Origin of the sequence: Nonomuraea sp. NEAU-A123, assembly GCF_018603905.1 — a bacterium.
Lineage (GTDB): Bacteria > Actinomycetota > Actinomycetes > Streptosporangiales > Streptosporangiaceae > Nonomuraea.
In genome coordinates, this window is record NZ_JAHFZZ010000027.1 from 121361 (window position 1) to 145293 (window position 23933).

Sequence of the window (23933 nt, forward strand, 5' to 3'; positions counted from 1 at the left end):
GCGTTCAGCAGTTAAAGCAGCAACGCGATAGCGCGCACCGCCGCCGCGCACAGGGCGACGAACCCGCCCAGCACGGCCAGTGCGCGCAGCCCTTCCCTGCGCAGGTCCGGCAGACGAGCGCCGACCCGCTCGATCTCGCGTCCGGTGATGCCGCCGCACAGCATCCCGAACACGACACCCGCGGCGGTGACCGGCGCGGGCTGCTGCCACCAGTCGGAGTCGATCTGGCCGCCACCGATCAGCCAGAGCGCGCCACCCGCCGCCATCGCGACGGGCACGCCCGGCCAGGCCACGGCGGTCGCGGTCGCCCCGGCGAACGCGAACGGGAAGAGCACCACCCGCAGGGTCACCCTGACCCGGCGTGACACGCGCTTCCTGACCATCCAGTGGCTCATCCAGAGCGTCCTGGTCAGCAACACGAACACGGCGGTGATCGCGATCGTCGCGATCGGCCAGATCACCGACGCCACCACACACGGCACGGCCAGCACAGCGAGCAGCAGCAACGCCGCGTTGCCCGCGGGCAACGCGGTGGAGCCCGACTCCGACCTGAGCCCCGTGTTGCGGGTGCCCGCCATCCGGGGCTTCCCGGTCACGACCCTCGCGCGGCTCCGTACAGGCGTGGCCTTCACGCCCTCGCCTGTACGGCTCCGCAGCACCGCGCTCTTTCCGTCCGTGGCCATGCGGCCCCGGGGTGCGGGCACCTTTCCGTCCGTACTCGTACGGCCTCGCGGCGCCGGGACCTTCCCGTCCGCGTTCGACCGCGTACGCGGCGCGGGAACCTTCCCGTCGTCAGCCGTACGCGTGCGCGGCTTGGCCTCCTCACCGGTCCGGCTACGCGACTTGGCCTCTTCACCGGTGCGGCCGCGCGGCTTGACGTCCTCCGCCGTACGAGCGCGCGGCTTGGCCTCCTCGCCGGTACGGCCGCGTACCGCGGCGCCCTCCTCGGCCGGGGACACCACGCGGGCGGGATCGGGCTCGGCCGGGCTGGTCACCTTGGCCAGCCGTGACAGCCGGTCGGCGAGCAGCGCGGCCGTCGGGCGCTTGCCCGGCTCGCGGTTCAGAGCGGCCCGCACCAGCGACAACAGCGCCACCGGCACGCCCTTGAGGTCGGCCTGCCCGTTGAGCACCGCGTACATCTGCGCCTCGGCCGTCCCCCGCCCGAACGTCGGCCGCCCGGTCGCCGCGAAGGCCACCGTCGCCGCCCACGCGTGGATGTCGGCGGGCGAGTCGACGTGCTCGTCGGCGAAGATCTCGGGCGCCGTGTAGCCGGGCGTGCCGAGGAAGGTGCCGGTCATGGTGAGCCGGGTGGCGTCGTGCACCTGCGCGATGCCGAAGTCGATGAGGACCGGGCCCTCGGCGCCCATGAGGATGTTCGCGGGCTTGAGGTCGCGGTGCACCACCCCGGCCGCGTGAATGATCGCGAGCGCGGTGGCGATGCCCTGCGCCAGCTCGACCAGCTGCGCCATGTTGAGCGGGCCGCTGTGACGTACCCGATCGAGCAGCGTGGAGCCCTCGATGTGCTCCATGACGAGGTATGGACGATCGCACGAGAGGTCGGCGTCGAGCACCTTGGCCACGTACGGGCTCTCGACCCGGCGCAGGGCCCGGACCTCGCGTTCGAGCCTGACCCGCATGGAGTGGTCTTCGGCCAGATCGTGCAGGACCTTGAGGGCGACGCGCTCGCCACGGCGGGAGCTGGCGAGGTAAACCTCGCCCATGCCGCCCCGGCCGAGCCTCTCGAGCAGGGTGTACGGCCCGACCTTGCCGAGCTTGGTCACCGTCCCTCCCCGCCCGGCGCGCCCATAAGGGACACAACCCTAGCGCTGGGAAGGCTGACAGCGCTTGCGGCGCGCCGAAGCTTTATTGGCGGGGTTGCTCGGACAGCATGCTGTCGAGCTCGGTCGTGGGTTCGCTCGACAGGTCCTTCCGGCCCTTCCTTCGCCAGTGGATGTGGCCGCGGCCCTCCAGCCACAGCAGCAGCCGGTCCGCGCCGAACAGCACCGCGGCCGCGCAGGCCAGGGCGATGACCATCTCCATGAGGTCCAGTCAACCGAGCTCCTCCGCTGACCGGTCACACCGACACGCCGCCGCTGCCCAATCCCGTCAGGCGCCTGACCGGGGAATGACCGTACCGGCTGACGTGCGTAGATGCCCTTCGCCGGTATAGACCCATTTGGTGGAAGTCAGCTCGGGCAGGCCCATCGGACCGCGCGCGTGCAGCTTCTGGGTGGAGATGCCGATCTCCGCGCCGAACCCGAACTCGGCGCCGTCGGTGAACCGGGTGGAGGCGTTGACCGCGACGGCCGCCGAGTCGACCAGCGACACGAACCTGCGCGCCGCCTGCTGCGACCGGGTGACGATGGCATCGGTGTGACCCGAGCCGTAGCGCCGGATGTGGGCGACGGCCTCCTCCAGCGAGCCGACGACGGCGGCGGCGATGTCGAGCGAGAGGTATTCGGCGAGGAAGTCCTCTTCGGTGGCCGGCTCGACCTCGCCGTAGGCGGCGATCCGGTCGTCGCCGTGCACGGTCACACCCGCGTCCTTGAGCGCCTGGAGCGCCCTGGGCACGAACGCGTCGGCGACCCCGGCGTGGACCAGGAGCGTCTCGGCCGCGTTGCACACCGACGGCCGCTGCGCCTTGGCATTGATCAGGATGTCGACGGCCAGGTCCAGGTCGGCGTCGGCGTCGATGTACACGTGGCAGTTGCCCACCCCGGTCTCGATCACCGGGACCGTCGACTCCTCGACCACCGAGTTGATCAGCGACGCGCCACCGCGCGGGATCAGCACGTCGACCAGGCCGCGGGCCCGCATCAGCTCCTTGACGGAGTCGCGCGTGAGGCCGGGCACGAGCTGCACCGCCCCGGAGGGCACCTCGGTGCGCTCCAGCGCCTCCTGCATGACCCGCACCAGCACGGTGTTGGATGAATAGGCGCTGGACGAGCCCCTGAGCAGGGCCGCGTTGCCGCTCTTGAGGCAGAGCGCGGCGGCGTCGACGGTGACGTTCGGGCGGCCCTCGTAGATGATGCCGATCACGCCCAGCGGCACCCTGAGCTGGCGCAGCTCCAGGCCGTTGGGCAGCGTGCTGCCGCGGATCACCTCGCCGACCGGGTCGGGCAGGTCGGCCACCTGGTGCACGGCCTCGGCGATGGCCTGGATCCTGCGCCCGTCGAGGCGCAGCCGGTCGATCATGGCCTCCGGCGTGCCCTGCTCCCGCGCCTGCGCCACGTCCTTGGCATTGGCCTCGACGATCTCGGCGGTGTGGGCGACGAGCGCGTCGGCGATGGCGCGCAACGCCCGGTCCTTGGGCGCCCGCGGCAGCGGGGCCAGCTCGGCGGCGGCCTCTCGCGCCGCGCGGGCGACCTTCAGGAACTCCTCGGACATCACACGCTCCTCTGCGGGGTAGTCTCAGCACCCCCGCTGCTTAGTTGTGGGCTTCCAGTATGACGATGTCGTCGCGGTGGATCAGCTCGCGTTCGTATTCCGGACCGAGCTCGTTGCCCAGGTCTCGGGTCGAGCGGCCGAGCAGCCCGGGGATCTCTCCCGCGTCGAAGTTGACGAGCCCGCGCGCCACCACTCCACCGCGCGGCCCGCACAGGTCCACCGGGTCTCCGGCCGCGAAGTCGCCCTCCACCGAGGTGACCCCGGCGGGCAGCAACGACTTGCGCCTGGCGACGATGGCCTCCACCGCGCCGTCGTCGAGCAGCAGCCGCCCGCGTCCCGTGGTCGCGTGGGCGAGCCAGAGCAGCCGGGTGCCGGGGTGGCGGCCACCCGGGTGGAAATATGTCCCGATATCGGCCCCGGCCAGCGCCTGGGCGGCGTGCGCGGCGGCGGTCAGCACGACGGGCACCCCGGCGCCGGTGGCGATCCTGGCGGCCTGCACCTTGGTGACCATGCCGCCGGTGCCGACGGCCGCGCCGTTCTTGCCCAGCTCGACGCCGACCAGGTCTTCGGGGCCGCGGATCTCGGCCAGCCGCCGCGACCCGCTGCGGCTCGGCGGGCCGTTGTAGAGGGCGTCCACGTCGGAGAGCAGGACCAGCGCGTCGGCGTGGATGAGGTGGGCGACCAGGGCCGCCAGGCGGTCGTTGTCGCCGAAGCGGATCTCGTCCGTGGCGACGGTGTCGTTCTCGTTGACGATCGGCACGATGCCGAGCTCCAGCAGCCGGTTGAGGGTGCGCTGGGCGTTCGCGTGGTGCGCGCGGCGCATCATGTCGTCGGCGGTCAGCAGCACCTGTCCGACGCGCAGGCTGTAGCGGGCGAAGGAGGAGGTGTAGCGGGCGACCAGCACGCCCTGGCCGACGGACGCGGCGGCCTGCTGGGTGGCCAGGTCGCGGGGGCGCGCGGGCAGCCCCAGCGGGCCCAGGCCCGCCGCGATCGCCCCCGAGGAGACCAGGACCAGTTGCGTCCCGGCGCGGCGGCGGGCGGCCAGCACATCGACCAGGGCATCGACCCGGTCGACGTCGATCGTCCCCTGGGGGGTGGTGAGCGACGACGAACCGACCTTGACGACGACCTTTGACGCTGAGCTGATCTGTTCCCGCACGCTTCGAAGCCTATCTGAGCCCGGCCACCCGCCTCCGCCCGGTTTCCCGGGCCTGAGGCCGCCGCTGCGGCGTCTCTAGCCGAACCTGTTGTCGGAGCCGCGCGGTCCCTGTCGTACGGACTCGGCGTTGAGCGTGGGCTGCCAGTCGAAGACGTACCCGCCCTCCATCGGCCCGATGACGATCTCGGCGCCCGCGGTGGCCCCGGCCTTGACCAGTTGCGCCTCGACACCGAGCCGCTCCAGCCGGTCGGCCAGGTAGCCGACGGCCTCGTCGTTGGTGAAGTCGGTCTGCCTGATCCAGCGTTCGGGCTTCTCGCCGGTGATCTGGAAGAGGTTGTCGTTGACCCGGCGGACGCTGAACCCGGCCTCGCCGAGCTGCTTGGGCCTGAGCACCAGGCGCGTGGGCTCCTCGACGGGCTTGGCGGCCCTGGCGGCGGCCACCCATTCGCCCATCGCGAACGTCAGCTCCCGCAGCCCGTCGTGGGTGGCGGCCGAGACGGTGAACACCCGCAGCCCCCGCTCCTCGAACTCGCCCCTGACCAGATCGGCCAGCTCACGGGCGTCGGGCACGTCGGCCTTGTTCAGGACGACCATGCGGGGGCGGTCTTCGAGCTTGCCGTACGCCTCGAGCTCGGCCTCGATCACCTCGTAGTCGGTGATCGGGTCGCGTCCCGGCTCCATGGTGGCGCAGTCGATGACATGAACCAGCATGTCGCACCGCTCGACGTGGCGCAGGAACTCGTGCCCGAGCCCCTTGCCCTGTGACGCCCCCGGGATCAGCCCCGGCACGTCGGCGACGGTGAAGATGTTGTCACCCGCGGTCACCACGCCCAGGTTGGGGATCAGGGTGGTGAACGGGTAGTCGGCGATCTTCGGCCGGGCCGCGGACAGGGCCGCGATCAGCGAGGACTTCCCCGCGCTGGGGAACCCGACGAGCGCCACGTCGGCGACGCTCTTGAGCTCCAGCATGATGTCGAGCGCGTCCCCCGGCTCCCCGAGCAACGCGAACCCGGGCGCCTTGCGCCGCGTGGAGGCCAGCGCCGCGTTACCGAGCCCTCCGTGACCGCCTTCGGCGATGACGTAGCGGGTCCCGACGCCCACCAGGTCGACGATCACCTCACCGGTGTCGGCGTCCTTGACGACCGTCCCGTTGGGCACGGGAATGATCACATCCCCGCCGTTGGCCCCGTCCCGGTTGGACCCCTGGCCCTGCTTCCCGTTGTCGGCCTTGCGATGTGGCCTGTGGTGGTATTCGAGCAGCGTGGAGGTGCTGGGATCCACCTCAAGGATCACCGCGCCGCCGCGCCCGCCGTTACCGCCGTCGGGCCCGCCCAGCGGCTTGAACTTCTCCCGGTGAACGGACGCACACCCGTTGCCCCCGTCACCCGCCTTGATATGCAGCACCACTTGGTCCACAAAGTCAGCCATCCCGGCCCCCTCCTCCTAGGCCGATCAAGGCCCATCACATAACCCAGTCCGCGGACCGGGGCCAAGAACGCGCACGTCACCGCACCCGGCCACGTCCACCGCGCTGAGCCGTACACCCCGAAAACGCACTCAGGGACGGATCGAGAACCCGATCCGCCCCTGAGCAGGAAACTCTAAAAAATCTACTCCGCCACCGGAACGATGCTCACGGCGCGGCGTCCGCGCTTGAGACCGAACTGCACGTGGCCGGCGGCCAGCGCGAACAACGTGTCGTCGCCACCGCGCCCGACATTGTCGCCGGGGTGGAAGTGCGTGCCACGCTGCCGGACGATGATCTCGCCCGCGTTGACCAGCTGGCCGCCGAAGCGCTTGACGCCCAGGCGCTGGGCGTTGGAGTCACGGCCGTTCCGGGTGGACGACGCGCCCTTCTTGTGTGCCATCTCTCTAGCTCCCGATCAGGCCTGGTCGATACCGGTGATCTTCACCTGGGTGTACCGCTGACGGTGACCCTGGCGCTTCTTGTAACCGGTCTTGTTCTTGTACTTGAGGATGCGGATCTTCGGGCCCTTGGTCTCACCGAGAATCTCGGCGCTCACCATGAACTTGCCCGCCTCCGTGGTCACATCGCCGTCGTTGACGACGAGCACCGTGGGCAGCGAAACCGAAGAGCCGACCTCGCCGGCGACCTTGTCCACCTCGAGGACGTCACCGACGGAGACCTTCTGCTGCCTGCCGCCGCAACGAACGATCGCGTACACCGCGGAACCCTTCTACTGACTTCTGAATGCTGCGCCCGGCATTCGGTGCTGTCTGGAACCGACGAACCGAGTAGGCGCGCGAACAGGGCACGCCGCTGGACGCACCGATTCTCAAGAGTACCGGATTAACGGTGCCCTGGTCGAACCGGACGGATCGTCGGGGTAGTCCGCCGAGGAGCGCTCCCTTGCGGGAGCGCCTGGCTACTCGGCTGACTTTGCTCGGCGGGAGCGTCGCCGCCCCCTGCCGGAAGTCTGACCCGCCTGGTCGTCCTCAGCCGGGACGTCTTCAAGCGCATCGGTCACGGTATCACGGCTGCCGGAGTCCTTGGCCGCGGAGACCTTGTCCGAGACCGCCTTCTCGACGGCCATCTTGCCCTGGGTGCCGCGTGGCTCGGGCTTGGACTCGACCGGCTCCGTGGAGACGATCAGACCCCGCCCGTTGCAGCACTCACACGGCGTGGAGAAGGCCTCCAGCAGCCCCTGACCGACCCGCTTACGCGTCATCTGGACCAGACCCAGCGAGGTCACCTCCGCCACCTGGTGCTTGGTCCTGTCGCGCGCCAGGCACTCCAGCAGCCGCCGCAGCACCAGGTCACGGTTGGACTCCAGCACCATGTCGATGAAGTCGATCACGATGATGCCGCCGATGTCGCGGAGCCTGAGCTGGCGGACGATCTCCTCCGCCGCCTCCAGGTTGTTGCGGGTGACGGTCTCTTCGAGGTTGCCGCCCTGCCCGGTGAACTTGCCGGTGTTGACGTCGACGACGCTCATCGCCTCAGTGCGGTCGATCACCAGCGAGCCGCCGCTGGGCAGCCAGACCTTCCGGTCCATCGCCTTGCTGAGCTGCTCGTCGATCCGGTACGACTCGAACACGTCGCCCTGCTCGATGTCCCACTTGGACAGGCGCTCGCCGAGGTGCGGCGCGACGTACTTGACGTACTCGTCGACCGTCTCCCACGCCTCCTCACCCTGCACCACCAGCGAGGTGAAGTCCTCGTTGAAGACGTCGCGGACCACCCGGACGGTCAGGTCCGGCTCGGCCGAGAGCAGCTCGGGCGGACTGGCCGACTTGGCCTTCTTCTGGATGGCCTCCCACTGCGCCGACAGGCGGGCCACGTCGCGGGCCAGCTCGTCCTCAGAAGCGCCCTCCGCGGCCGTACGCACGATGACGCCGGCGTTCTCGGGCATGACCTTCTTCAGGATGCTCTTGAGCCGGGTGCGCTCCTTGTCGGGCAGCTTGCGGCTGATGCCGGTCATCGAGCCGTCCGGCACGTACACCAGGTAGCGGCCCGGCAGGCTGATCTGCGACGTCAGGCGGGCGCCCTTGTGGCCGATCGGGTCCTTGGTGACCTGCACCAGCACCGACTGGCCGGACTTCAGCGCCGCCTCGATGCGCTTGGGCTGGCCTTCCAGTCCCGCGGTGTCGAAGTTCACCTCGCCGGCGTACAGGACGGCGTTGCGGCCCTTGCCGATGTCGACGAAGGCGGCCTCCATCGACGGCAGCACGTTCTGCACCTTGCCGAGGTAGACGTTGCCGACGTAGGACTGGCTGGCCTCGCGGTTGACGTAGTGCTCGACGAGCACGCCGTCCTCCAGCACCGCGATCTGCGTGCGGTCGCCCTGGCGGCGCACCACCATCATCCGGTCGACCGACTCACGCCTGGCCAGGAACTCCGACTCGGTGATGATCGGCGGACGCCGGCGGCCGAGCTCGCGGCCCTCACGACGGCGCTGCTTCTTGGCCTCGAGCCTGGTGGAGCCGCGCACGCTCTGCACGCCGTCGGCGGAGACGTCGTGCGCGGCCGCGCGGCCCGTGCGGGGCGCGCGGATGCGCACGACGGTGTTGGGCGGGTCGTCGACGGCGGGCTCGGCGCCGTCGTCGGCACCGCGACGCCTGCGCCGGCGCCGGCGGCGGGAGCTGGACGCCTCTTCTTCCTGCGGCTCGTCGCCCTGGTCCTCGTCGGACTCATCGGACTCGTCGTCGGAGTCGTCACGCTCGCGCGCCTTGCCACGGCCCCTTCCGCCACGGCGGCGGCGACGGCGGCGGCTGCCGCCCTCCTCCTCCTGCTCGTCGTCGGCGGTGTCGGCCTCCTCGTCCGTGACCGCCTCCGCGGCCTCCTCGGGCTCGGGGGCCGGTGGCTCGGGCTGCGGCTGCGGCTCGGGACGCCGGGTCACGGCGGGCTTGGCCTGGGTCGGGTCCGGGGCCTGGAACAGCGGCGCGAAGATGGCGGCCGGGCGCTGGAACGCGGTGCCCTGCTCGCGCTGCGCGCGCGCGGACAGGCCGAACGGGTCGGCGAGCAGGCTCGGCCGGTCGTCCTCGTCGAGGTCCTCGCCGGCGGGCTCGTCGTCCAGCGGCTCGTCCTCGGGCAGGAGCTCGATGACGTCCTCATCGGCGTCGGCGCTGCCGGACCGCTCGGCGGCCACCTCACCGACGCCCGCCGCGACCTCGGCGGACCGTCCCGCATCCGCCTCGACGCTCTCAGCGGCCGTCTCAGGCTCTGTCTTCTTACGGGTGCGGCGACGCTTGGGCGGAGCGGCCTCGACGGCCTGCTCACCCCCCTCAGCCGCGTCCAGGGCACTCGCGGGCTCATCGCCGGTGCCGGTCACGACGTCGGGGACCCCACCGCTGGTGTCCTGCGCGCTCTCCGTGACCTCACCGGCGGCTTCCGCCTCCGCGGCCTTCTTGCTGGTGCGGCGGCGCGTCGTCGTCGCCGTCGACCGGGTCCTCGCAGCCCTCTTGGGCTTGTCTTCAGTAGTGGTATCGGTGGCCTGCGCCACGGCGCCGTCAACGGCCTGCGCCACGGCGGCCTCGACCGGACTCGCGGGCTCGGCCGTACTGGCCGGGACCGTGGCCGTGGTCACGCTTGGGGCCGTCACGGACGGCTCCTCGGGCAGCTCGGGCGGCGGTCCCGCCGGCCGGCTTGCGGAACGGCGACGCCTGGTCACCGCGGGCTGTTCAGTTGTCTCCCCGCCGGGGCCGTTGGCCCCGCCGTTGGGCTCGTTCTCGAGCATGCGGGCGCTCTCCCGTCAGCCCCCGGGCGCGTCGCCGCGCCGCGCAGGAGCTCTCGTGTCTCGTTGTCCGCCCGCACCCCTCGGAAGGGGCACAGGCGCCAAGTCCTGTCAGCGGTCGTACCCCGCTCACGCAAGGCACGTCCTTAACCGTCGACGTGCTCACCCGCCGAACCCGCCTCGCCGCCGCGCGTAATGTCGCGGTCCAGGTCGAGCGGGTCGGCAAGCGCACCGGTGCTGGCGTCAAGCGGCCCCTGCGCCAGCCTGGTCACCTCGGGGGGAACCGGCGGCGCGAAGTCGGCCACAAGGCGTAGCCCTGTGAGCACATCGTCGGGTCGTACGGCAGGAATCACGTGCCGAACAACCATGCGCAGTATGACACACGACTGTCCGGGCACCTGAGCTGCGGTTCTGTCTGTCCCCTCGGGCACCTCGAGCCTCAGTACCGCCTCCCGGGCGTCGAAGCGTCGGGGCCCCTTCTTGGTAAGGCGTTCGACCTCCACGGCCTCGGCGGCGAGGAATTTCGCCACCGCCGTCTCCGCGAGCTCCCAGTCGGCGCCGGGCAACCGCACATCCCACTCAGATGCCTCCAAGCGGTCGGCCAGCCCACCAACGGTGGCCTCTACGACGTCGAGCACGTCGAGACCGGGCGGCAGCGAGCCGTCCAGGTCATCACGGATCCGTCCGGGTTCGCACGGCTCCGTGACGCCGATCTCGAGGTATTCGGCCTCGCTGGCGACGCCGGTCGGCGCCGCACCCGCGTAGGAGATCTTCGGATGGGGTGAGAAGCCCGCACTGTAAGCCACCGGAATGCCGGCACGGCGGACCGCCCTCTCGACGGCCCGCGAGATGTCGCGGTGGCTGGTGAAGCGCAGGCGTCCGCGCTTGGCGTAGCGCACGCGCAGGCGCTGCACCGTAGGCGCGGGCGGAGGCCCATCGGGAACAGGTTTCAGAGCTGGTCGTCCTTCCCGTGTAAGAGTTCCTTCGTCTCAGGATATGCCGCTCCGGAGCCTCAACGTCCCGGATCATGTACGGCGAGGCACGGACCGCGCACTCAGCGCGGCTAGACCACCGTGAGCGGAAGGAGTTTCTTACCTGTCGGGCCGATCTGAATGTCGGTGCCCATGGTCGGGCAGACGCCGCAGTCGTAGCACGGAGTCCAGCGGCAGTCCTCGACCTCGGTCCCGGACACGGCCTCCTGCCAGTCCTGCCAGAGCCATTCGCGGTCGAGCCCGGCGTCGAGGTGGTCCCATGGCAGGACCTCGTTCTCCTCGCGCTCTCGCACGGTGTACCAGTCGACGTCGATGCCGGACTTCTCGGCCGCGGCCATCCAGCGCTCGTAGGAGAAGTGCTCACTCCAGCCGTCGAAGCGCCCGCCGCCCTCCCAGACGGCCCGGATCACCGCGCCGACCCGGCGGTCGCCGCGCGACAGCAGGCCCTCCACGATCGACGGCTTGCCGTCGTGGTAGCGGAAGCCGATGGCCCTGCCGTAATTCTTGTCGCCGCGCAGCGAGTCACGCAGCGCCTTGAGCCGCCGGTCGACGGTCTCGTGGTCGGCCTGGCTCGCCCACTGGAACGGCGTGTGCGGCTTGGGCACGAATCCGCCGATGGAGACGGTGCACCGGATGTCGCGCGAGCCGGTGATCTCGCGGCCCGCCTTGATGACCTTCTTGGCCAGGTCGGCGATGCCGAGCACGTCCTCGTCGGTCTCGGTGGGCAGCCCGCACATGAAGTAGAGCTTGACCTGCCGCCAGCCCTGCGAGTAGGCGGTGGTGACGGTGCGGATCAGGTCTTCCTCGGTGACCATCTTGTTGATCACCCTGCGCATGCGCTCGGACCCGCCCTCGGGGGCGAAGGTGAGGCCGGAGCGCCGGCCGTTCCTGGAGAACTCGTTGGCCAGGTCGATGTTGAACGCGTCGACCCGGGTCGAGGGCAGGGACAGTGAGGTGTTGGTGCCCTCGTAGCGGTCGGCCAGGCCCTTGGCCACCTCGCCGATCTCGGAGTGGTCGGCGGACGACAGCGACAGCAGGCCGACCTCGTTGAAGCCGGACTCCTTGATGCCGTTCTCGACCATGGCGCCGATCGTGGTGATCGACCGCTCGCGGACCGGGCGGGTGATCATGCCCGCCTGGCAGAAGCGGCAGCCGCGCGTGCAGCCGCGGAAGATCTCCACACTGAACCGCTCGTGCACGGTCTCGGCCAGCGGGACCAGCGGCTTCTTCGGGTAGGGCCACTCGTCGAGGTCCATGACCGTGTGCTTGTGCACCCGCCACGGGACGTCGGACCGGTTGGGCGCGACCCGCTTGATACGGCCGTCGGGGTGGTAGTCGACGTCGTAGAACTTCGGCACGTAGACGCCGCCGGACTCGGCCAGCCGCATGAGCAGCTCGTCGCGCCCGCCGGGGCTGCCCTCGCCCTTCCACTCGCGGATGACCTCGGAGATGGCGATCGCGATCTGCTCGCCGTCGCCGAGCACGGCCGCGTCGAGGAAGTCGGCGATCGGCTCGGGGTTGAAGGCCGCGTGGCCGCCCGCCAGCACGATCGGATCGTCGTCGCCCCGATCGACGGCCAGCAGCGGGATGCCCGCCAGGTCGAGCGCGTTCAGCATGTTGGTGTAGCCGAGCTCCGTGGAGAACGACAGGCCGAGCACGTCGAAGGCGCGCACCGGCCGATGGGCGTCCACGGTGAACTGCGGTATGCCCTCGGCGCGCATGAGCGCCTCGAGGTCGGGCCAGACGGCATAGGTCCGCTCGGCCAGCGTGGCGGGCAACTCGTTGAGGATCTCGTAGAGGATCGCGACGCCCTGGTTGGGCAGTCCGACCTCGTACGCGTCCGGATACATGAGCGCCCACCGCACATCGGCGGAATCCCAATCCTTCACGGTCGAGTTAAGCTCACCCCCGACATACTGGATGGGCTTCTGCACCTTGGGCAGCAGCGCTTCCAGGCGGGGGAAAATCGACTCGACAGTCATAGCACCCAGCGTAGCGGCGCTCAGACCGTGGCAGGTCCCGGGATGTCGATGTCGTTCCCGCTGAGGACGATGATCTTGTGTCCCTCGTAGCAGGTCAGCTCGACGGCGATGACGCCGCCGGCGAGGTTGTGTACGGCTGTGACATGGCTGGCGGGCAGGAGGAAGCGCTCCTCGCACTCGTCGCAGTAGGCCAGAAACATACTTCTAATTAAACGTCTGTTCGCGGATTCTGATCGACTGAAGCAACCCGATCGAGATGAGATTCGCGAACGTGGCCGTCCCGCCGTACGAGACGAACGGCAGCGGCAGCCCGGTGATCGGCATGATGCCGATGGTCATGCCGATGTTGACGAACGTCTGGAAGGCCAGCCAGCACACGATCGTCCCGGCCACCAGCGTGCCGAACCTGTCGTCGCACAGCCTCGCGATCCTCAGCCCGCGCACCAGCACCACGCCGAGCAGCAGCACCACGGTGAGCGAGCCGAGGAACCCGAACTCCTCCCCCGCGACCGTGAAGATGAAGTCGGTGTGCTGCTCGGGCACGAACCGGCCGGTCGTCTGCCCGCCGTCGAACAGCCCCTTGCCGAACAGTTGCCCCGAGCCGATGGCGATCAGCGACTGCGTGCTGTTGTACCCGACGCCCCGCGGATCGACGCGCGGGTCGAGAAAGGCGGTAAAACGCGCGACCTGGTACGGCTCCAGCATCTGGAACGCGAACACGCAGAACACCCCGGCCCCGGCGATCAGCGTCAGCAGGATGATCCACCTCTTACGCACACCCGCGATCACCAGCCCGGCAGCCGTGATCACGGCCAGCACGAGCGTGGTGCCGAGGTCGGGCTGCAACATCACCAGCCCCATCGTCAGCACCGCGGCGAACAGCGCGAACCCGACGTCCAGCCCGCGCGGCCGATCGGTGCCCTCGCCGGGCTGGGCCAGCAGCATCGCGATGATGAGCAGCAGGCCGAGCTTGGCGAACTCCGACGGCTGCACGGCGAAGCCGCCGCCCAGCAGGATCCACGAGTGCGAGCCGTTGATCGTCGCACCCAGCGGCGTGATCACCAGTCCCAGCCCGGCCAGGGAGAGCAGGAACGCCAGCGGCGCGTACGCCCGTATCGCGCGATGGTCGACAACGGTCACCGCCGAGCACAACAGCGTCCCGATAACGACGTTGAGCAGGTGCTTCTTGACCAGTCCCGTCGAGCCGGGCGCCCAGGTGCGGGTCGAGGACCAGACCAGCAGCGTGCCGATCACGCAGAGCGCGGCGACCGCGACCAGCATCACCCCGTCGAGCCGCCACATGGCCGACTGCGCGCCCACCGCCCGCCGGGCGAACGAGCGCCGCCCGCCCATCAGCGTGCGGTCCATCATCCCCCTGCCTCCGTGACGCCCTCCCCCGTGGTGCCCTTGCCCGTGCCGCCCTCCCCTGTGCTGTCGGCCACCGTGGTGCGCGTCCCCGTCTTGCCCGCCACCGTGCCCTCGGTGACCGTGCCGTCCGCCACTGGGCCGTCGGCCACCGTGCCGTCGGCCGCGATCTTCGGCAGCTTGGACACCGGACGGCCCCCGGGCAGCGCGGGTTTCTTGTGTTCACCGAAGCCGAAGATGCCCTCGTAGATCTCGCGTGCGGCGGGCGCGGCGGTGGAGGCGCCCATCCCGCCCTGCGAGACCATCACGACCACGACGAAGTGCGGATCGTTGGTTGGCGCGAACGAGGCGAACCAGGAGGTGTCCTCCTTGCCCCACACTTCCGCGGTGCCGGTCTTACCGCCGATCCGCACCTTGTTCATCGGGAACCCGGCGAACGCCCCCGCCGCGGTGCCGTCGGAGGGCACGTCGCTGAGCGCGTCCTTGATGTAGAGGCGTTCCTTCTTCGACAGCGGCAGCTCGCCGACCACCGGCACGTCGATGCGCCTGACCAGCGCGCCGTCGGGCCGGATCGTCGCCCAGCCGATGCGCGGGCTGCGCAGCTTCCCGTCGCTCACCAGCGCCGCGTACGCCCTGGCCAGTTGGAGCGGCGTCACCAGCACGTCGCCCTGGCCGATCGAGAAGTTGGCCGAGTCGCCCGCCCGCAGCAGGAAGCCTTCGAGGCAGTTCTCGTTGGCCAGCCGCTTGAGGAACTCCGCCCGCGACTTGTCGGTCACCTCCGGGTAGCCGGTCTTGGCGCGCCGGCAACTGTTGCCGCTGGTCTGGGCCCACATGTTCTTCTTCCAGGCGCGGTCGGGGATGCGCCCGGCCGACTCGCCCGGCAGGTCGATGCCCGTCGGCTTGCCGAACCCGAACGCCTTGGCCGTGTTGGCGAACACCTCCTTCGGCGTCTTCTTGGGATTGAGCCCGCCGTCCTTGAGCCACTGGGCGTAGCCCGCGCTGTAGAAGATCGTGTCGCACGATTTGACCAGCGCGGTGTGCAGGTTCATGGAGCCGAGGCCGATGCCGTGGAAGTTGTGGAAGGCCCGGTCGCCCACCATGACCGCCCCCGGGCAGTCGTACGTGCCGTTCAGCGGGTATCCGGCCCGCAGCATCGACGTCACCGACGACACCTTGAACGTCGAGCCGGGCGCGAACATCCCGTTGAGCGCCCGTGACACCAGCGGCTTGCCCGTGGAGTCCGACAGCAGCCGCTGGTAGCCGCGGTCCGAGATGCCGCCCGCCCAGACGGCCGGGTCGTAGCCGGGTGCGCTGGCCAGCGCGAGCACCCGCCCGGTCTTGGGTTCGAGCACGACCGCGGCGGCGCCGTCCGCCTTGGGGGCGTTCTTCATCGCGTGCTGCAAAGCCTCCTCGGCCAGGGCCTGCACGCGGGCGTCGATGCTGGTGACCAGCGTGTCGCCGCTGATGGGCGCCACCTGCTCCTCCACCCCGATGGCCTTGCCCATCCTGTCGACCTGCACCCGACGCAGCCCGGCCTTGCCGCGCAGTTCGTCGTCGTAGATGTACTCGAGGCCGTCGCGCCCGACCAGATCGACGCCGGAGAAGGCGGCCTTCAACCCTTCGCGCTTCTCCAGCTCGGCCGCGGTGACCGGCTGCAGGTAGCCGAGCATCTGCGCGCCGGCCTTGCCTCCGGGGTACTGCCTGACGGACTGCACCTCGGCGGAGACGCCGGGGAACTCCTCCTGCCGCTCCAGGATCTGCAGCGCCTCGCGGGTGTCCGCCCGCTCCTCCACCGGGATCGGCTGGTACGGAGAGCCGGTCCAGCAGGGCTTGCTCACCCCGGGCCCGCACGGCGTGATGCGCTTCTGCAGCTGCTTGACCGGCTCGCCCAGCACTTCACCGAGCTTGCGCAGGACCGGAACGCCCTGCTCGGGCATCCTGATCAGCCCGGTCCTGTCGATCGAGACGACCAGCGAGGTCTGGTTGCGCACCAGCGGCCGCCCGGAGGAGTCGAGTATCTGCCCGCGCACGGCCGGCACGATCACCGAACGCGTCCTGGTCTCCGTGGCCCTGGTGACCAGCTCCTGCCCCCGCACCACCTGTACCTGCCACAGCCGCAGGCTGAGCACCGCCAGCACCGCCATCACGATCACCTGGAGCACGACCAGCCGGGTCCGCATCCTGATCATTGCGGGAACCTCGGCTGCGGCCTGTCGCGGGTGACCAGCCAGATGACCAGCGGTGAGACGATCAGCGTGTAGACGACGGTCACCGGAACCTGGTCGGTCAGAGTCGAGAGGGTCACCCGCGGATCCGCGATCAGGCCGCCGAGCGCGGCGGCCACCAGCGGCGCCATCAGCACGCACAGGACGACGGTGGTGGCCGGGCCGCCGACCCCCCGCCCGGCGACATAGCCGATCAGCGCGAACACGAACGCGTACTGCCCCACCAGATGCGCCGTCGGCGGCACGATGTCGACCAGCAATCCGGCGCAGAACCCGATCACCGTCCCGGCCACGGGCCCGCGCAGCAGCGCCATCGCCGCCACGGCCAGCAGCACCAGATCGGGCGCTCCCCCTCCCGGCAACCCCAGCCGGTTGACCAGCATGACCTGCAACAACACCGCCGCCAGCACGCACAACCCGACTATCATCGCGGCCCCTCCTTGGGTGGTAGCACGGCGTCCCTCGGGTTCTTCGCGGGCGCCCCCACCACCACGCCGACCACGTCGAGCGCGGTCAGGTCCGCGTACGGCCTGGCATACGCGATGCGGGTCAGCTCACCCGGCGTCGCCTCCACCCGCTCGATCACCCCGATCGGCACCCCGGGCACGTACGGCGCGCCGCGCTGGGAGCCGAAGCTGACGATGCGGCCGCCACGGTTGATCGCCGCCGTCGAGTCCAGCAGCCGGAACCGTACGAGCCGCCCGTTCTCCCCCACCCCGTGCACGACGCCGATCTCCTGGCCGCCTTCGAGTCTGGCCCCGGCGGCCGAGCCCGGGTCGCTGATCAGCACCACGGTCGAGGAGTCGGCGGACGCCTGGATGACCCGGCCGACCAGCCCGTCGGCGTTGAGCACGGTCATCTCGGGGCGTACGCCGTCAGCGGTGCCGACGTCGATCTGGACGGCGTCCTCGAAGCCGGGCTGGCCGCGCCTGGCGAGCACGTTCGCCGTCACGATCTTGTAGCCGCCGAGCCCCGCCATCCCGAGCAGGCGCTTCAACTCCGCGGAGCGGACAGCGTCGAGCCGGCCCGCGGCCAGCCCGGCCCGCAGCCTGGCGTTCTCGGCCTTGACCCGGTCGAGCTCGTTCTGGGCGCCGGGGGCGTTGACGATGGCGTGGAAGAAGCCCCCGACCGGCCGGACCACGGAGCCCCCGGCCTCCTCGACCGTGCCGAAGAACCAGGAACCCATCGCGCGCAGTGGCCACAGCGGCGAGGCCGCGCCGGCCCGGTGGTCGACGGTCAGGATGACCAGCGCCACCGTCAGCAGCGTTCCTAGGATCAGCCGGGCGCGGCGCGACTCTCTCATCAGCGACGTGACTCCGGTACGAGCACCTGGTGCAGCGCTTCGAACTCCTCGACGCACTTGCCCGAGCCGAGCGCCACCGAGTCGAGGGGGTTCTCGACGAGGTGGACGGGCATCCCCGTCTCGGCCCTGACGCGCTCTTCCATGCCCTTGAGCAGCGCACCGCCGCCGGTGAGCGCGATGCCGCGGTCCATCAGGTCGCCGGACAGCTCCGGCGGGCACTTGTCGAGCGTGGTCTTGACGGCGTCGATGATCGTGTTGACCTGCTCCTCCGTGGCCTTGCGGATCTCCTCACCGGACACCACGATCGTCTTCGGCAGGCCGCTGACCAGGTCACGGCCGCGGATCTCGGCATGCGAGTCCTCACCCATGGGGCAGGCCGAGCCGATGGCCATCTTGATCTCCTCGGCGGTGCGCTCGCCGAGCATGAGGGAGTATTCCTTCTTCGCGAAGGTGATCACCGCCTGGTCGAGCTCGTCGCCGCCGACCCTGATCGACTGGCTGGTCACCACGCCGCCCATGGAGATGATGGCGACCTCGGTGGTGCCGCCGCCGATGTCGACGACCATGTTGCCGGTCGGCTCGTGCACCGGCAGCCCCGCGCCGATCGCCGCGGCCATCGGCTCCTCGACGATGTAGACCTTGCGCGCCCCGGCCTGGTAGCCGGCCTCCTTCACCGCCCGCTGCTCGACCCCCGTGATGCCGCTGGGCACTGCGATGATGATGCGCGGCTTGGCAAAGTGCCGCCTCTTGTGCACCCTTTGGATGAAATATCGCAGCATCCGCTCGGTGACATCGAAATCGGCGATCACGCCGTCTTTGAGCGGCCGGACGGCCACGATGTTGCCCGGCGTCCGCCCGATCATGCGCTTGGCCTCGATGCCGACCGCGACGATCTTCCCCGTGACCGTGTTGATCGCGACGACCGACGGCTCATTGAGCACGATGCCCCGGCCGCGCACGTAGACCAGCGTGTTGGCGGTGCCGAGGTCGACCGCCATATCACGGCCGAGAAACGCGAGCTTGCTGCCCATGGGGAACGGAGCCTTCCGTAACGTCGTTCGCGAATGACTACGGATCGAATTCGAATCGTAACGTGACGTTACCCACCAGGGCACGCAATGAGCCCCCTGTGCCCCACAAATTCTTGAGCCCATCCGGAAGCCCCGATGTCACCGCACACGCAGGACAACATTCGTCCTCCGTCTTGCACCGTTTTGACCCACCCCTCGTCCGGCTCAGCGCTCTCCACGGAACACGGCCGACGACGCGCACGTCACGGCGCCCGGCCACCTCCACCGGAGGAGCGTGCCCCTGGACAGACCCCGGCCCCGTGCGGCGGGTGGGGCTCACCGGGCCGGCCGTACAAGATCGTAAAAGACCCGGCCACCTCGACGACGCGCGCGGTCCCGTGCGGCGGGTCTTGACTACGCAAAACAGCACAAAAAAAGCGCCCGCCATCGTGGCGGGCGCTCGGGAAGAACAGGAAGAGCTAGAACCGGTCCGGGAAGAAGATCTTGATCTCCCGCGCGGCCGACTCGGGCGAGTCGGAGCCGTGGACGATGTTCTCGCCGATCTCCAGCGCGTGGTCGCCGCGGATCGTGCCGGGCGCGGACTTGACCGGGTCCGTGAGCCCCGCCAGCGCGCGGAACGCCTCGACGGCGCGCGGCCCCTCCAGCACCAGCGCGACCAGCGGCCCCGAGGTGATGAACTCGACCAGCTCGCCGAAGAACGGCCGCTCGGAGTGCTCGGCGTAGTGGGCCTTGGCGGTGTCGACGTCGAGAGTGCGCAGGTCCATCGCCGCGACCTTCAGGCCCTTGCGCTCCACACGGGCGATCACGTCACCGATGAGGCCACGCTTCACCCCGTCGGGCTTGATCAGGACAAGAGTGCGCTCGGACACTTGAGGTTCTCCTTCGAACAGGGTGTGGGTCGGAGTGGCGGCCACATGCACCGGCCTTGCTCCCACGGAGGAATCGGCCCCGGGACGCAGACCACTCGCGTCAAGGTGGCTGCCGCCCAGCTTACCGCCCCACGACGGCTCCCCCGTTTCCCACCATCAAGCCGCATCAACGCCCACGTACGAGCGTGAGCGACCCGCTCTCCGTCGCGCCACCAACCGCACTGCGCGCGGCTCACTCAACGAAACGACATCCACCCGCGCCTGCGCTAGGCCCAAGCGCGCCACCTTGTACAACCCACCCTCTGACGCGCCACCCCGTACGACCCGACCTCCAGCGCCGCCACCCCGGATGACCCGATCTCCAGCGCCACCCTGTACGACCCACCCACTGGCGCGCCACCTATCCGCGCCGGACAACCCGCACCCGGGCAACCCGCGCCTGTCACCCGCGCCGCCCGTACAGCCCGCACCAACCACCCGCATCTGTGCACCCCGGATACCAGAGTGCCATCCACCCAACCGCGCCTGTATGGCCCTCACCGGCGCCTCAGCCACCAGGCTGTGGTTTCGGGCACTCAACCTCCAGGAACGCTCGGCCCACAGTCAGGCGGCATCCCTCAGAAGCGGCCCTACGGGGAGGCGGTGTCCTCGGGCGATTGAGCCTGGGGCGGGACAGGCGGGACCGGACCGGTCTCCTCGGCCGCCCCCTCCGTACCCGCAGCATCCCCACCAACCGCCCCGTCAGCGGCGCTGGAGGCCGCCTCCCCGCCGTCGCCAGAGCCAGACGCCCGCTCTCCCCTGGCAGACGCCGCCCCACGACCGGAGAAGTCGTTCCCCGGGTCGGACACGGAAACGCGCGGTATCGCCCCAGTAGGCCAATCCTCATCCCCGGCCCCCGGCTGGGCAGGCACCTCAACGGCATCAGCCCCGGAGCGCGGTCTCCGACGGAGAGACTCGTCACCCCCCAGCGCACGGGACTCCGCCGCAGCCTCCGAGGCTTCCCCAGCGACCTCCGCACCCGGCGAAGAAGCCAGATCATCGGACGAAGAAGCCGCCTCACCGTCCACCGACGACGCCTCAACCACCGGAGCCGCCCGCCGCGTGAACAACTCGGCCAGGACGATGACCGCCACCACCAGAAACCCGCCGATCAGCGACCACAGATGCAACGTGCCCACGAACCGGTCCACCAGCTGCTGCGCCACCGTGACCCCACGCAGCATCTTCAACTGCACCCCGGTGGCCAGCAGATAACCAGCCAGAACACCGGGAAAACACAGCGCCAGCCCGAACAGCGCCGCCCCGATGCCCGCCTGGCTGAGCGCGGACGTGAGCGCCACCGCCGCACCCGCCGCCAGCAGCGTGAACGGGATCACCAGCACGAGCCCATCGGCCGCCGGCACCACGACCCGCACCGAACACAGGCCGACCACCATCGCCAGCAGCCCCAGCGGCACGAGCCACCGCGCTCCGGCGAACAGCCGCACCGCCACGGCTGCGGCCAGCGCCAGCAGGCCCGCCACCAGGAACGGGATCCACAGCCCGGTCATGCCCGGCCCGCCGAGCAAGCCTGGACCGCCGAGGCCGCGCATCTCTACATACGTGACCTGAGCCAGGCTCGGCAGCAGCACGATGCCGACCGCGACCATGACGTACGCCAGCGTGCGTCCCTCGCGGCTGCCGAGGTAGGCCATCACGAGCAGCGCCACGATCGCCAGCACGGCCAGCAGGATGACCAGACCGGCCCCCCACTCCTCACTCGCGGTGCTGATGGCGACCACGGCGATGCCCACCGCGGGCACGCTCGCGAGCAGCAGGCGGCTGGATTCGCTGGCCCGCGGCATGGGCATCGGACGCTGGCCCAGCAGCAGCCAGACGACGAAGTAGACGGCCGCCAGCGCGAGGGCGATGCCCGTCAGCAGTGGGTACGGCTGGAGCGTGACCCTCCAGTCGTCCACGTCGTCGAGCGGCCACAGCGCGAGCGCCTGGGCGGTGAGCAGGCTGAACGCCAGCATCCCGGTCCAGATGGCGCGCAACGCCATGGGACGCTCCCAGGCCGCGACCAGCGTGGCGGGAATGAGCAGGCCCGCGCCGACCCCGTGCAACACCCGCAGCACCGCGACCAGGAACGTCGAGCCCGCGAACCCGCCCGCGGCATCGGCCAGAGCGAGCACGGCGAGCCCGCCGAGCAGCATGTGCGGGACCTTGACGTGGCGCAGCGCCACCGCGGCGAGCGGCACCGTGAGAATCATCGCCGGGAGCGCCAGCCCGTGCGCGCGCATCAGCGCCAGCTTGTCGAAGCCGTCGGGCAGCAGACCAGAGACCACGGACACGGTGTTGGGGATCGCGATGATCGCCAGTGGCAACGCGACGATGATGAGCAGCCCGAGCACCGAGTCGAGCAACCACGGGAACCTGACGCCTGCGCTGGGTCCCGCGCTCGGCGCGTTCAGGGACCGCTGGATCGGGGGGACGGCCATGTTCGCCGACTTTAGCGGGAAGTCACGCCCTCGACACGGCGAGCGACGAATATCGCGGTAATCCATAGCGCCGCGAAGATCACTCCCAGGAAGAACATCGTCGGCACGAGGAACCCCGTGCCGATGGCCAGGACCTGCAGAATGCTGCCCGCGACGTACGCGAAGGGCCGCTTGAGCAGCCCGGCGACGACCACGCACAGCACCGCGAGCCCGATACCGACAGTGACCGCCACCGCCGTCTCGACGCCGCTGTTGATCGCCACCGGCGTAATCAATCCGGCGACGATGGCCTCCATGCCGAGCACGCTGGCGCCGAGCCGGCGCATGCCTGGAGTGACCTGAAAGTTCATCACACACCGTCCGCCTTGAGCAGATGACGGGCATCTCCCGCCGTCACGACCGAGCCGGTGATGAGCACGCCCGTGCCGCTGAACTCGCCCTGAGCGTCGGCGATGCCGATGCCCATGTCGATGGCCTCGTCGATGCGTTCGACGGTCCGCACCCTGTCCTCGCCGAACAGGGGTATGGCCACTGCCGCCAGCTCGGCGGGCGACATCGACCGGGGAGAGGAGTTACGCGTGACGACGATCTCGTCGAGAATCGGCTCCAGCAGGTCGAGCAGGGTGTGCACATCCTTGTCACGCATCACCGCGACGACGCCGACGACCTTGGCGAAGTCGAACGCCTCCTGCATGGCCTCGATCGACGCCTTCATGCCGCCCGGGTTGTGCGCCGCGTCGACGACGACCGTGGGATTGCGGCGCAGGATCTCCATCCGCCCCGGTGACGACGCCTGCGCGAACGCCTGTCGTACGAGCTCGATGTCGAGCGGGTCGTCACCCCCCGTCAGAGCCTCCACAGCGGCCAGCGCGCAGACCGCGTTGCTCGCCTGGTGCTCGCCATAGAGCGGCAGGTAGACCTCCTCGTAGACGCCCTTGAGGCCGCGTAGCGTGAGCAGCTGTCCGCCCATCGCCACCTCACGGGCCAGCACACCGAACTCAAGGCCCTCACGCGCGACCACCGCGCCGACGTCGGCGACCCGCCGCATCAGCACCTGGGCGGCTTCGACCTCCTGCTGGGCGAGTATGGCCGTGGCGCCGGGCTTGAGGATGCCCGCCTTCTCCCCGGCGATGCTCGGGATGTCGGGCCCGAGCCTGTCGGTGTGGTCGAGCGAGATCGGCGTGATGATCGCCACGGTGCCGTCCGCGACGTTCGTGGCGTCCCAGGAGCCGCCCATGCCCGCCTCGACGACCGCCACGTCCACCGGAGTGTCGGCGAAGGTCGCGAAGGCCATGGCCGTGAGCAACTCGAAGAACTGGATCCGCCGGCCCTGCGTGTCGGCCAGCTCAACGTAAGGGGCGATCTCCTCGTATGCCTGGGCGAAACGCTCCTCGCTCAGCGGCTCCCCGTCGACGGTGATGCGCTCGCGAACCGAGACGAGATGCGGGCTCGTGAATCGCCCCACGCGCAGGTTGCGCTCCTTGAGCAGCGCCTCGGTCAAGCGCGCCGTGCTCGTCTTACCGTTTGTGCCCGCTATGTGTATGACAGGGTACGCCTGCTGCGGCGAGCCGAGCAGGTCCATGAGAGCCGCGATCCGGTCCAGCGTCGGCTCGAAGTCCCACTCGACGCCTCGCTCCATGATCGCGCGTTCAACCGCACGATAGTCCACTCCTCAACCCTACTGACCGTACGGAGCGCTCTCCCACGCCGGCCACCCGATGATCAGCGGTTTCGGCGCCTGGGGGCCACCGGCGTGCTTGCCGCAAACTACCCCTAAAACGCAGAAAGGGCTCCACGCGTAAGCGTGGAGCCCTTTCTGAACCAAAGATTGTCCGGCGGTGACCTACTCTCCCACACCCTCCCGAGTGCAGTACCATCGGCGCTGGGAAGCTTAACTTCCGGGTTCGGAATGTAACCGGGTGTTTCCTTCCCGCCATAACCGCCG

The 23933-nt window shown here is 70.0% G+C and carries 20 protein-coding genes and 1 rRNA gene; all 21 read right to left on the minus strand.

The genetic code is table 11. From position 1 onward, the window contains the following. Positions 1 to 11 precede the first annotated feature (11 nt). Complete coding sequence (locus KLK06_RS50080) at positions 12 to 1781, minus strand: serine/threonine-protein kinase (protein ID WP_214642915.1); 1770 nt, start codon at positions 1779 to 1781, stop codon at positions 12 to 14. A gap of 82 nt (positions 1782 to 1863) precedes the next feature. After that, positions 1864 to 2040, minus strand: a complete 177-nt coding sequence (locus KLK06_RS50085; RefSeq protein WP_214642916.1) for a hypothetical protein — start codon at positions 2038 to 2040, stop codon at positions 1864 to 1866. Between the two features lie 66 nt (positions 2041 to 2106). Continuing rightward, positions 2107 to 3387: a glutamate-5-semialdehyde dehydrogenase gene (locus KLK06_RS50090; RefSeq protein WP_214642917.1), complete on the minus strand. Its 1281-nt coding sequence runs from the start codon at positions 3385 to 3387 to the stop codon at positions 2107 to 2109. A gap of 40 nt (positions 3388 to 3427) precedes the next feature. Further along, a complete protein-coding gene (proB, locus tag KLK06_RS50095) occupies positions 3428 to 4546 on the minus strand; it encodes a glutamate 5-kinase (protein WP_214642918.1) in 1119 nt (372 codons plus the stop codon). Between the two features lie 75 nt (positions 4547 to 4621). After that, a complete protein-coding gene (obgE, locus tag KLK06_RS50100; RefSeq protein WP_214642919.1) occupies positions 4622 to 5974 on the minus strand; it encodes a GTPase ObgE in 1353 nt (450 codons plus the stop codon). Between the two features lie 182 nt (positions 5975 to 6156). Beyond that, positions 6157 to 6414, minus strand: coding sequence for a 50S ribosomal protein L27 (gene rpmA, locus KLK06_RS50105; protein ID WP_090773491.1), 258 nt, complete (start codon positions 6412 to 6414; stop codon positions 6157 to 6159). 15 nt (positions 6415 to 6429) lie between these two features. Next, positions 6430 to 6732 carry a 50S ribosomal protein L21 gene (rplU, locus tag KLK06_RS50110; RefSeq protein ID WP_103963887.1) on the minus strand — a complete coding sequence of 101 codons (303 nt, stop codon included), beginning with the start codon at positions 6730 to 6732 and terminating at the stop codon, positions 6430 to 6432. Positions 6733 to 6933: 201 nt separating this feature from the next. Next, entirely contained in the window at positions 6934 to 9744 is a 2811-nt protein-coding gene (locus tag KLK06_RS50115; RefSeq protein ID WP_214642920.1) for an Rne/Rng family ribonuclease, read from the minus strand. A gap of 143 nt (positions 9745 to 9887) precedes the next feature. After that, positions 9888 to 10655, minus strand: coding sequence for a TIGR03936 family radical SAM-associated protein (locus tag KLK06_RS50120; protein WP_214642921.1), 768 nt, complete (start codon positions 10653 to 10655; stop codon positions 9888 to 9890). Positions 10656 to 10804: 149 nt separating this feature from the next. Beyond that, positions 10805 to 12715 carry a TIGR03960 family B12-binding radical SAM protein gene (locus KLK06_RS50125; RefSeq protein WP_214642922.1) on the minus strand — a complete coding sequence of 637 codons (1911 nt, stop codon included), beginning with the start codon at positions 12713 to 12715 and terminating at the stop codon, positions 10805 to 10807. Positions 12716 to 12735: 20 nt separating this feature from the next. Further along, positions 12736 to 12915, minus strand: coding sequence for a hypothetical protein (locus tag KLK06_RS50130; protein WP_214642923.1), 180 nt, complete (start codon positions 12913 to 12915; stop codon positions 12736 to 12738). 4 nt (positions 12916 to 12919) lie between these two features. After that, positions 12920 to 14086, minus strand: coding sequence for a rod shape-determining protein RodA (rodA, locus tag KLK06_RS50135; RefSeq protein WP_250907280.1), 1167 nt, complete (start codon positions 14084 to 14086; stop codon positions 12920 to 12922). Continuing rightward, on the minus strand, positions 14083 to 16269 hold the full coding sequence (gene mrdA, locus KLK06_RS50140) for a penicillin-binding protein 2 (protein ID WP_214642924.1): 2187 nt from the start codon (positions 16267 to 16269) through the stop codon (positions 14083 to 14085). The genes rodA and mrdA overlap by 4 nt, the downstream gene beginning before the upstream one ends. Continuing rightward, positions 16266 to 16733, minus strand: a complete 468-nt coding sequence (gene mreD / locus KLK06_RS50145) for a rod shape-determining protein MreD (protein ID WP_214642925.1) — start codon at positions 16731 to 16733, stop codon at positions 16266 to 16268. Before mreD ends, mrdA begins: the two co-directional genes overlap by 4 nt. Then, positions 16730 to 17608, minus strand: a complete 879-nt coding sequence (mreC, locus tag KLK06_RS50150; RefSeq protein WP_214642926.1) for a rod shape-determining protein MreC — start codon at positions 17606 to 17608, stop codon at positions 16730 to 16732. Before mreC ends, mreD begins: the two co-directional genes overlap by 4 nt. Continuing rightward, a complete protein-coding gene (locus KLK06_RS50155) occupies positions 17608 to 18639 on the minus strand; it encodes a rod shape-determining protein (protein WP_214642927.1) in 1032 nt (343 codons plus the stop codon). The genes mreC and KLK06_RS50155 overlap by 1 nt, the downstream gene beginning before the upstream one ends. A 458-nt stretch (positions 18640 to 19097) precedes the next feature. Next, the gene (gene ndk, locus KLK06_RS50160; protein WP_214642928.1) at positions 19098 to 19508 is read right to left on the minus strand and encodes a nucleoside-diphosphate kinase; all 411 of its coding nucleotides are present in this window, start codon (positions 19506 to 19508) and stop codon (positions 19098 to 19100) included. Positions 19509 to 20137: 629 nt separating this feature from the next. Continuing rightward, a complete protein-coding gene (locus KLK06_RS50165; protein ID WP_214642929.1) occupies positions 20138 to 21988 on the minus strand; it encodes a hypothetical protein in 1851 nt (616 codons plus the stop codon). 11 nt (positions 21989 to 21999) lie between these two features. After that, complete coding sequence (locus tag KLK06_RS50170; protein WP_250907281.1) at positions 22000 to 22314, minus strand: DUF4233 domain-containing protein; 315 nt, start codon at positions 22312 to 22314, stop codon at positions 22000 to 22002. A 23-nt stretch (positions 22315 to 22337) separates the two neighbouring features. After that, positions 22338 to 23627, minus strand: coding sequence for a folylpolyglutamate synthase/dihydrofolate synthase family protein (locus KLK06_RS50175; RefSeq protein ID WP_214642942.1), 1290 nt, complete (start codon positions 23625 to 23627; stop codon positions 22338 to 22340). 191 nt (positions 23628 to 23818) lie between these two features. After that, a 5S ribosomal RNA gene (gene rrf, locus KLK06_RS50180) occupies positions 23819 to 23933 on the minus strand; the annotation flags it as partial.